Genomic DNA, 8,594 nt, shown 5'->3' with positions numbered 1-8,594 from the left:
GGTGCGCGGGCCCCCCCACCGGTTCTCTTTTAGGGGGGTTTTTGTGTGCGCCCCCGGTTACAACCGCGACCAACCCCACACGACCCCAACACCAGCCTTCGAGGGCTCGGCAGAGTTGGCTTCGTGGATACGCGAAACCCGAGTTCAGGCAGTTCAATAGCCCAAACTCGGGTTTCACGAAGATCAACCTTCACCCGTTGTGCCCGCGAGTGTCCACCAAGGACCTCAGCCTGCACTTTTTATCCCGCCTTGTCGCTCTTGGGGTGAGCCGCAGGGAATGAACGGGGCGTATGTGTCGCTCAGCGTTGCATGAGTGGCGTTTGTGCGCTCCACCGACCGCCGGCGGGAACGCACGAGCGCGTCACGCAGGCAGCGTGGCCTCGAAGTAGACCACCAGAAAAGCCCCTTCGCGTGCGGCCCGCGACACGGCGAAGCCGCCCTCGCCGAGGAAGTCGAACACCGGGTCGTTGAAGCCCTGCACTTCGCGGGACTTCGCCTCGAGGAAGTCCCACTGCCCGGTCCAGTCCTGCTCGTCGGGGAGATTGCCCACGACGATGTCGGTGAACCCGGCCGCCTCCAGGTCCGCCTTGAGTTCGCTGGGCGTGGACATGTGGTGCAGGCTCTGCGTGCGGGCGACCGGCTCGATGAGTTCCTCGCGCTGCTCGGCGGTCAGCCCATCCGCGGCCAGCCAATCGTGGCCAACCCAACGGCCGCCGGGACGCAGCACCCTGGCGACCTCCCGGTGCACGGCGCTCTTGTCCGGCACGTGGCACACGGCTTCGCTGGTGTAGGCGCCGTCGAAACTGTTGTCGTCGAACGGGAGCTTCTGCGCGTCACCCTGGGCGAACTTCACCCGATCGGACAGTCCGCGCCGCTCGGCGTGCTGCCGAGCCCCTTCGACGCGCTTGGGGCTGAAGTCCAATCCGGTCACGTTGGCGCCGATGTGCTCGGCGATGTTCATGGCCGGGCCGCCGATGCCGCTGCCGACTTCCAGCAATGACTGACCCGCGGTGAATCCGCCACGTTTCGCGAGCGCCAGTTCCAGTTCCAGCATGGCCTCGTCGATGCTCTGGCCGTCTTTGACGGGCGCCAGGTGGTTCGACTGCCCCCAGTCGCTGCGATACTTGTCGGAAACAAGATCGTAGAAAGTCAAGACCATTTCTTCGAAGTTCCCATTGCGGCTTTCCGGGCTCGAGATGAGTTCCCTCAGCCTGCCAAGGTGGTCTTCTGCCTGCGTCACGCCCACTCCGATCAGAAAAATAGAGTCATCAAATACTTAGGTGCGCTTGAAACCGACGACCATGCCTTCGTGCCCGGTCAGCGTCTGCACGTAGGTGTCGACGAAACCGGCGTCGCGCAGCCAGCCCTCACAGTCGGCGCCGGTGAAATCGAAACCGCCCTCGGTTTCGACCGCCATGTTCAGGCTCATCAACATGCCGTAGGCGTGGGTTCGGCGTTCGTCGTCGATCAGCGCCTCATAGACGATCATCGCTCCGCCGGACGGCAGCGCGGCATAGGCCTTCGCGATGAGCTCCCGCTTCCGGTCCAGATCCCAGTCGTGCAGGATGTGCCCGAAGACCAGCACCTCGGTGCGCGGCAACGGCTCCGCCAGGAAATCGCCGCCCACGAAGCCGAGCGGCACGCCGAGTTCCTTGGCGTGCTCCTCGAACGGCACGCGCACCGCGGGCAGGTCGAAGCCCGTCGCGGTCAGGTGCGGATGCCGCTTCACCAGGTGGGCGAGCAGGGTGCCCTGCGCACAGCCGATGTCCGCGACACTGCGGTAGTCCTTCCACGGGAAGGCGTCCACGAGCGCCCTGATCGCGCCCATGCTCCGCCCGGTCATCGACCGGAGGAACCCGCGCAGCCGATCGGGATCGGCGTACAGCGTGGGGAAGAAGTCGCCGCCGTGCCGGGTTTCGTTCTGCGGCTTTCCGGTGCGCAGTGCGTCGGACAGGTGTCCCCAGAACGGGTACAGCCGCCGGTTGGCCATCTCCAGCAGGCCACCGAGATAGGTGTCCGGCTTGGTTTCGTCCAGGTAGAGCGAAGTCAGCCCGGTCAGCGCGTAGCGCCCGTCCTCGCCGCGGTCCAGCATGTCCGACGCGACCAGCACGTCGAACAGGTCGCGGGCACCTCGCTTGATGCCGGTGGCCTCCTGGAGTTCGGCGAACCCGAGCGGCCCGCCGGACAGCGCGCGGAACACGCCGAGTTCGACGGCGCTCAGCAGTGCCTGTGACGCCCAGAACCCGAACGCCAGATCGAGGATCGGCTCCGGGCCGGTTGACTCGCTCACCTGTGAGTTTCCTTTTCTCAGCGCCAGAAGGCGTTTTCGGCTTCGACGTCGTTCGAGAACACCCACGCCTCGGCGATCAGGCCGCCAGAGACCCTGATCAGGTCGACACCGCGCAGGTCCAGCGGCTCGCGGCCCTCGCGCTGGGCGGTCAGGTGGAAGGTGACCGCCACCATCTCGTTCGTCGCCATCCGGTCGAAGTGGTCGACGTTGAAGGTACCGCCACTGCGGCCGGGGAACTCGGCCATCGCGGCGAGCGCCACGTCGGCTCCCCGGAACGAGCCCGCCAGCGGGTGGTCGCCTGGCTGGTGCCAGACGACGTCGTCGGCGAGCGTCGCGCGGACGGCGGCGATGTCGCCCCGCACCAACGCGTCGAAGAACTCGTTCACCACCGACAACGGCGTCTTTTCTGCGGTTTCCACAGTGTTTCCCTTCTCTTTTTACTCGGGTTCAGCGTGAGCCGAGGCTCACGAGGTCGGCGCGGCCGCTGAGCAGGAGCGCGTTGGCTTCCTCCCAGGACGCGGCGCCGGAGACGATGGTGGGCATGCCGGTTTCGAGGCGGATCCGCTCACCCAGCGGCGTCGCGCCGCTGACGTTGATCGCGTCGACACCCTGCTTGGCCAGCGCGTGGGCGAGCGCGACCGATTCCTCGGCCGACTTGCCGTGCCGGTCGAGCCGGACCACGAACGGCTTGTCGTCCGGCCACTGGGCGCGCGCCGCGGCGACCGTGTCGAGCACATTCCGTTGCGGCACAGGGATCTCGACCAGGTCGAAGCCCGCCTCGTGGGCCCGCCGCACGGCCGGTGCTTCCCACGATCCGGCCAGCCTCGCGCCGAACAGGGCGTCGTCGCGTTGCCGCAACGCCGTGATCCGCTCTGCCCAGCGCGCGGCCTGGTCGTCTTCGCTCAAGCTGAGCGGCTCGGTCAGGTACAGCCCGGCAGGCTCGCCGGTCTGCGGCAGGTCCGCCACCAGCCGGTTCGGCACCCTGCGGCCACACAAGGAAAACGGCTGCTCGACCGGCTCCGGCGGCGACTCGCCGGTCCCGCCGGCGCCACGGTCGAACCAGGACTCCACCGCGGCCACATAGCCGGGATCACGTGAGCGGAGTTTCGTCCTGCTCAGCCTGCCGCTGCGGGTCAGCAGCGTGAAGCCGAACTGCTCCGGCGGCTGGCCGGCACGCCACCTGACGGATTCGAACCACTCCAGGCTCGCCTGCGCGGCGCGCTGGAAGGACTCGACGACCGGTCGCCGCGCCGCTTCGTACGCGGCCAGCGCCGTGTCCAGTTCCGGGGTCCCGTCCAGCGCGTCTGCCAGCCCGAACGCGTCGTCCATCGCCAGCTTGGTGCCCGACCCGATCGAGAAGTGCACCGTGTGCGCGGCGTCGCCGAGCAGCACGAGGTTGCGATGACGCCAGGTCGCCGTCCGCACGGTCGAAAACCGTTGCCACTGCGAGTTGTTCGGCAGCAACCGGTGCCCGCCGAGGAAATCGCGGAACAGCTCTTCGCACAGTGCGACGCTGTGTTCGTCGGACTGGCCTGGCTGCCGGACTTCCGCGGCGTAGCGGTCGAAACCGAGCTCACGCCAGATGCGTTCGTCCGTCTCGACGATCACCGTGCTGCGGTCCCCGCTGTAGGGGTACGCGTGCAGGTGAACCGGTCCGTGCTCGGTTTGCGTGAACGCGAAGGTGAACGCGTCGAGCACGCGGTCGGTCTCCAGCCACATGTACCGGCACCGGCTCACGTCCAGCCTGGGGCGGAAGACTTTGGAGTAAGCACTACGCGCCGCCGAGTTCGCGCCGTCCGCCGCCACCACCAGGTCATACGAGTCGGTGAGTTCATCGACCGGTGGCGCGTCCGTGCCATGCTTGAGCTCGACACCGAGTTCGGCACACTGTTCGCGCAGTATGCGCAGCAACGCCATCCGGCCGATTCCGGCGAACCGGTGCCCACCCGCGCTCTGCACCCGGTCCTGATAGTGCACCCGGATCTCGGACCAGCGCACGAATTCGCGTGCCATCGACGCCGCGATCCCGGTACCGGCGTCGGCGATGCGGTCGAGCGTCTCGTCCGAGAACACCAGCCCGAAACCGAAGCGGTCGCCGGTGGTGTGGCGTTCCCAGACCGTCACCTGCCTGCCGGGATCGTGTCGTTTCGCCAAGATGGCGAAGTACAAACCCCCTGGGCCACCCCCGATGACCGCGATACGCATCCCCACAGCGGCGACGGTACGTGATCTCGGGTGACCGGACAGCGATTTCAGGCCTGGCTTAAACGCCCTGCGCCGGGCTGAGCGGAGACGAGCGCATCGGCTCCGGACAGCCCTGGCAGGCGGAACTTGGCTGTGGACGGGGAAATCTCCCAACTGCACCGTGCGCGCCCCCGTAATCTGCCGGTGAGGGGGAATCGTCGACACACTGGGGGAGTGAGCATGATCGTCGTGGCTGGGGCGACCGGAAACGTCGGCCGTGAAGTGGCCCGCCTGCTGATCGACGCCGGTGCGCAGGTGAGGGCCCTGACCAGGGACCCGGCGACGGCGACGGTGCCTGCCGGCGCCGAGGCGGCGGCCGGGGATCTGACGGACCCGTCGTCGCTGGCGCCCGCGTTGGCTGGCGCGGAGGCGTTGTTCCTGCTCAGCGGCTACGCACCGGAGATCTTCGCTGAGGCGGGGAAGGCTGGGGTGCGCCGTGTCGTGCTGATGTCCGGCGGCTCGGCCGAGACCGGTGACCGAACCAACGCCGTCGCCCGCTACATGATCGACACGGAGGACGCGCTGCGTGCGTCCGGGCTCGCGTGGACCATGATCCGTCCCCGTATGTTCATGACGAACGCGTTCCAGTGGCTGCCGCAGCTCGAGGCAGGCGTGGTGCGCGCGCCATGGCCGGATGTTCCGTCCGCTGTCATCGACCCGGCCGACATCGCCGCCGTAGCCGCGAAAGCGTTGCTCTCGGAGGAACACGAGGGCCGCGAGTACCCGGTGACCGGCTCGGAGGCGCTGCGTCCGGGAGACCGGGTGCGCATCCTCGGCGAGGTGCTTGGCCGCGGGATCCGATATGAGGCCCAGCCCGACGACGAGGCCCGCGCGGAGATGCTCACCCAGATGCCCGAGGAGTTCGTCGAGGCGTTCTTCAGCTTCTACTCCGACGGAAAGCTTGACGAGGCAACGGTGTTCTGGACCGTTGAGGAGGTGACCGGCCGTCCACCCCGCACCTTCGCCGACTGGGTTCGGGCCAATGCGGAGCGATTCCGGTAAGACGACGAGGACGGGCCGATGACGTACACGCCGGCGAGCCTTTCGCCGGACGGCGCGCGGAGTGGCCTCGCCTGCAGAACTGAGGCGGCCGCGTGATCGAGGCTGAGTCAGCCGCGCCTGATGGTGTCCGCGATCGTGCCGGCGTCCGCCGCGGTGAAGCCGCCCGAGATCTCGATCGAGCCGCCGGTGATCGCGCTCTGGAGCGTCGGCGCGGTCACGACCATGTTCTTCACGACGAACGCGATGCGCTTGCCGACGTTCTCCTCGGTGAACTTGGCGAACTTGGCGGCGTCGTCGCTCGGCAGTTCGAGCTGGACGTGATGCCCACCGGCTTCGGCGAACCCGGCCTCGATCTTGGTGAACCTGGCGAGTACCAGCGCCACCGGGCCGACCTGGTAGTCCGCACCGGCCTTGTCCTTGAATGTCGTCCCGCCGGAGTCGACCATCACGCGCAGCTCGACCGGAGTGCCTGCCGCCACGATCGGTGGCGGTGACGGCTTGTTTTCCGCCGTGCTGGAACAGGCGGACAGTGCGAGCAGGAGAAGGAGCAGCAGCGAACGCATCCGGGAAGCCTAGTGGCGCTCTGATGAAGCGACGGCCGCCGGCGGATGCAACAGTGCTGTTATGGTTTCCGGGTGACTACGTCCGGGCTGGGAACACGCCTTCGCCATGTGCTGGAGATCCTCGACGGCGACGTCGCCAAGTTCTACGACGAACTCGGTCTCGACTGGATGCGCCCCCGCTATGTGCCGGTGGTGCGCGCGCTGGTCCAGCAGGGGCCGCTGTCCATTCGCGACCTGGCGAAAGCCGTCGGGGTGACGCATTCCGCGGCCAGTCAGACGGTCGCGCAGATGGCCAAGGACGAGCTGATCACGTTCACTCCCGGCGAGGACGCGCGGCAGCGGATCGTGCACCTCACCGCCAAGGCCCACGAGCTGCTGCCCGTGCTCGACGCCGAGTGGGCGGCGACCACGGCCGCCGCCGAGCAGCTCGAAGCCGAGCTGTCCTTCCCGCTGACCGCACTGCTCGACGAGGTGCTGGCCGCGGTCGAACGGCGCCCGATGCTGCAGCGCATCCACGACGCCGCCGCGCGGTGAGCCTGCTCTTCGACGCCAGGCCGCTGCGCGAGTTCCCGGCTTTCCGCAGGCTGTGGGCGGGTTCCGCGTTGTCGTCCATCGGCAGCCAGATGACCAACCTCGCGGTGATCGCACAGGTCTACGACCTCACCCACTCGTCGGTGGCCGTCGCCGGGCTTGGCCTGATACTGGCCGTCTCGATGGTCTCGCTCGGGTTGTTCGGCGGCTCGGTCGCGGATGCCGTCGACCGCCGCAAGCTGGTGCTGATCACGACAACCGGGTTCGCCATCGTGGCCGCTTTGTTCGCGGTACAGGCGTTTTTCGACTTCCGGCAGCTCTGGCTGCTGTACCTGCTGGCGGGCGTGCAATCCGTGCTGATCGCGGCCGGCGCACCGGCACGCCGCACCTTTCTCTCGCGTCTGCTGCCACCCGAGCGGGTGTCCGCCGGGGTGGCCTTGGAGCAGCTTTCCTTTCACGCCAGCATGTCCGCGGGGCCGGCGCTGGCCGGGATCCTGATCGGCATCGGCGGCCCGCAGCTGTGTTACGTCGTCGACTTCGTCAGTTTCCTCGGCGCGTTCTACGGACTCACCGGGCTCGACCCGATGCCGCCACGCGAAGGTGTCGCCAGGCCCGGCGTCGCCGCGGTCGTGGAAGGCCTTCGGTTCATCCGGCGCACACCGGTGCTCGCGGGCGCGTTCCTCGCCGACCTCAGCGCGACCACCCTCGGCATGCCGATCGCGCTGTTCCCCGCGATCAACGCGGAGAAGTTCGGCGGCGCCCCGCAGACACTCGGCCTGCTCATGGCGTCGCTCGCGATCGGCGGTTTCATCGGCTCGGCGTTCTCCGGCCCGGCACACCGCGTCCGCAAACAGGGCCGCGCGATGCTGTGGACGGTGACGGTCTGGGGCGCGGGTATCGCGGGCTTCGCGCTGACGGACACGCTCTGGCTCGGCGTGCTCCTGCTGGCGACCGCGGGCGCAGCCGACACGATCAGCGTGATCTTCCGCGCCACGGCCGTCCAGCTCGAAACGCCCGACCACCTGCGTGGCCGGGTGACGGCGGTCGACTTCGTGATCGGCGCGGGCGGCCCCGAAATCGGCAACGTCCGCGCCGGAGCGGTCGCGGCCTTCACCTCGGCCACGGTCAGCGCGGCGACCGGCGGCCTCGCGACGGTGCTCGGCGTACTGGTCATCCGGCTGACGCTCCCGGCGTTCTCCCGCTACGAGGCTAAACTCGAAGAGCGATGAGCTACGCCGAACGAGCCCCCGCGAGGCCGCTGACCAGGCACGTCCAGTGCTTGTGGACCCAGCGCGCCGCGAGCCCGTTCGACCAGCGCGTGGTGCCGGACGGCTGCGTCGACCTGCTCTGGTGGGACGGCTCGCTCCAGGTCGCGGGCCCGGACACGGCCTGGCGGACGGTCTCGCTGGCACCCGGCTCGGCCATCACGGGCGTTCGCTTCCGGCCAGGCGCGGGTTCGCTGCTGTTCGGTGGGGTGCCGCTCGACGAGGCGCGCGACCAGGAAGTCGACCTTGCCGATCTTTGGGACGCTTCGGCGGTTCGCTCGCTTTCCGCTCGGCTGGCGGATTCATCCGATCCGGCAAGCCTGCTCGAACAGACCTTTGTGGACAGACTGGCGGACTCGGGTGACCTCGATCCGATCGCGACGGCCGCCGCTCGGGCGTTGAACTCACCCGAAGCCTTGCCCGTGGCGACTTTGGCCGACCGCTTCGGCGTCTCGCCGCGACAGCTGCGCCGCCGTGTCACGGCCGCCGTCGGCTACGGCCCGAAGACGCTCGAAGGCGTGCTCCGGCTCCGCCGTGCGCTACGCCTGCTCGAATCGGGCGGGCCCGCGGCCGAGGTGGCCGTCTCCGCCGGATACGCCGACCAGCCCCACCTGACCCGCGAACTCCGCAAACTCGCCGGCCTCACCCCCGGGGTCGTGAGTGGTATGACCGGTTAGAACCGGCCGTACCACTCACGAC

9 protein-coding genes are annotated in these 8,594 nt (G+C 68.5%); 4 read left to right on the top strand and 5 right to left on the bottom strand.

Going from position 1 to position 8,594, the window contains the following annotated elements:
* Nucleotides 1–361: 361 nt before the first annotated feature.
* Genes ACFV15_RS19410 through ACFV15_RS19395 form a run of 4 tightly spaced genes read right to left on the bottom strand, consistent with a single transcriptional unit; the run spans nt 362 to nt 4,495 of the window.
* Nucleotides 362–1,240 (bottom strand): class I SAM-dependent methyltransferase, encoded by an 879-nt coding sequence (locus tag ACFV15_RS19410; protein WP_378351861.1) that lies wholly within the window; start codon nt 1,238–1,240, stop codon nt 362–364.
* Between the two features lie 36 nt (nt 1,241–1,276).
* Nucleotides 1,277–2,290: a methyltransferase gene (locus tag ACFV15_RS19405; protein WP_378351860.1), complete on the bottom strand. Its 1,014-nt coding sequence runs from the start codon at nt 2,288–2,290 to the stop codon at nt 1,277–1,279.
* A gap of 17 nt (nt 2,291–2,307) precedes the next feature.
* On the bottom strand, nt 2,308–2,709 hold the full coding sequence (locus tag ACFV15_RS19400; protein ID WP_378351859.1) for a nuclear transport factor 2 family protein: 402 nt from the start codon (nt 2,707–2,709) through the stop codon (nt 2,308–2,310).
* Nucleotides 2,710–2,737: 28 nt separating this feature from the next.
* Nucleotides 2,738–4,495, bottom strand: coding sequence for an FAD-dependent monooxygenase (locus ACFV15_RS19395; RefSeq protein WP_378351865.1), 1,758 nt, complete (start codon nt 4,493–4,495; stop codon nt 2,738–2,740).
* A 219-nt stretch (nt 4,496–4,714) separates the two neighbouring features.
* Here ACFV15_RS19395 and ACFV15_RS19390 point away from each other — a divergent pair, with 219 nt between their 5' ends.
* Nucleotides 4,715–5,536: an NAD(P)H-binding protein gene (locus ACFV15_RS19390; RefSeq protein ID WP_378351858.1), complete on the top strand. Its 822-nt coding sequence runs from the start codon at nt 4,715–4,717 to the stop codon at nt 5,534–5,536.
* A gap of 107 nt (nt 5,537–5,643) precedes the next feature.
* On the opposite strand, the gene ACFV15_RS19385 is transcribed toward ACFV15_RS19390, so the two are convergent.
* The gene (locus tag ACFV15_RS19385; protein ID WP_378351857.1) at nt 5,644–6,099 is read right to left on the bottom strand and encodes a hypothetical protein; all 456 of its coding nucleotides are present in this window, start codon (nt 6,097–6,099) and stop codon (nt 5,644–5,646) included.
* Between the two features lie 72 nt (nt 6,100–6,171).
* On the opposite strand from ACFV15_RS19385, the gene ACFV15_RS19380 reads away from it, so the two are divergent.
* The 3 genes from ACFV15_RS19380 to ACFV15_RS19370 are packed head-to-tail and all read left to right on the top strand — an operon-like array spanning nt 6,172 to nt 8,572.
* On the top strand, nt 6,172–6,633 hold the full coding sequence (locus ACFV15_RS19380; RefSeq protein ID WP_378351856.1) for a MarR family transcriptional regulator: 462 nt from the start codon (nt 6,172–6,174) through the stop codon (nt 6,631–6,633).
* A complete protein-coding gene (locus tag ACFV15_RS19375; protein ID WP_378351855.1) occupies nt 6,630–7,859 on the top strand; it encodes an MFS transporter in 1,230 nt (409 codons plus the stop codon). The genes ACFV15_RS19380 and ACFV15_RS19375 overlap by 4 nt, the downstream gene beginning before the upstream one ends.
* The gene (locus ACFV15_RS19370) at nt 7,856–8,572 is read left to right on the top strand and encodes a helix-turn-helix domain-containing protein (protein WP_378351854.1); all 717 of its coding nucleotides are present in this window, start codon (nt 7,856–7,858) and stop codon (nt 8,570–8,572) included. Before ACFV15_RS19375 ends, ACFV15_RS19370 begins: the two co-directional genes overlap by 4 nt.
* Nucleotides 8,573–8,594: the final 22 nt, after the last annotated feature.

It is taken from the genome of Amycolatopsis sp. NPDC059657 (genome assembly GCF_042734395.1).
Classification (GTDB): Bacteria; Actinomycetota; Actinomycetes; order Mycobacteriales; family Pseudonocardiaceae; genus Amycolatopsis.
This window is presented reverse-complemented; position numbering and strand designations above follow the sequence as displayed.

What these genes read in the sequence shown, in the direction of transcription:
- ACFV15_RS19395 (WP_378351865.1), bottom strand. Translation starts at nt 4,495, where the DNA reads ATGCGTATCGCGGTCATCGGGGGTGGCCCAGGGGGTTTGTACTTCGCC.
- ACFV15_RS19390 (WP_378351858.1), top strand. Translation starts at nt 4,715, where the DNA reads ATGATCGTCGTGGCTGGGGCGACCGGAAACGTCGGCCGTGAAGTGGCC.
- ACFV15_RS19385 (WP_378351857.1), bottom strand. Translation starts at nt 6,099, where the DNA reads ATGCGTTCGCTGCTGCTCCTTCTCCTGCTCGCACTGTCCGCCTGTTCC.
- ACFV15_RS19370 (WP_378351854.1), top strand. Translation starts at nt 7,856, where the DNA reads ATGAGCTACGCCGAACGAGCCCCCGCGAGGCCGCTGACCAGGCACGTC.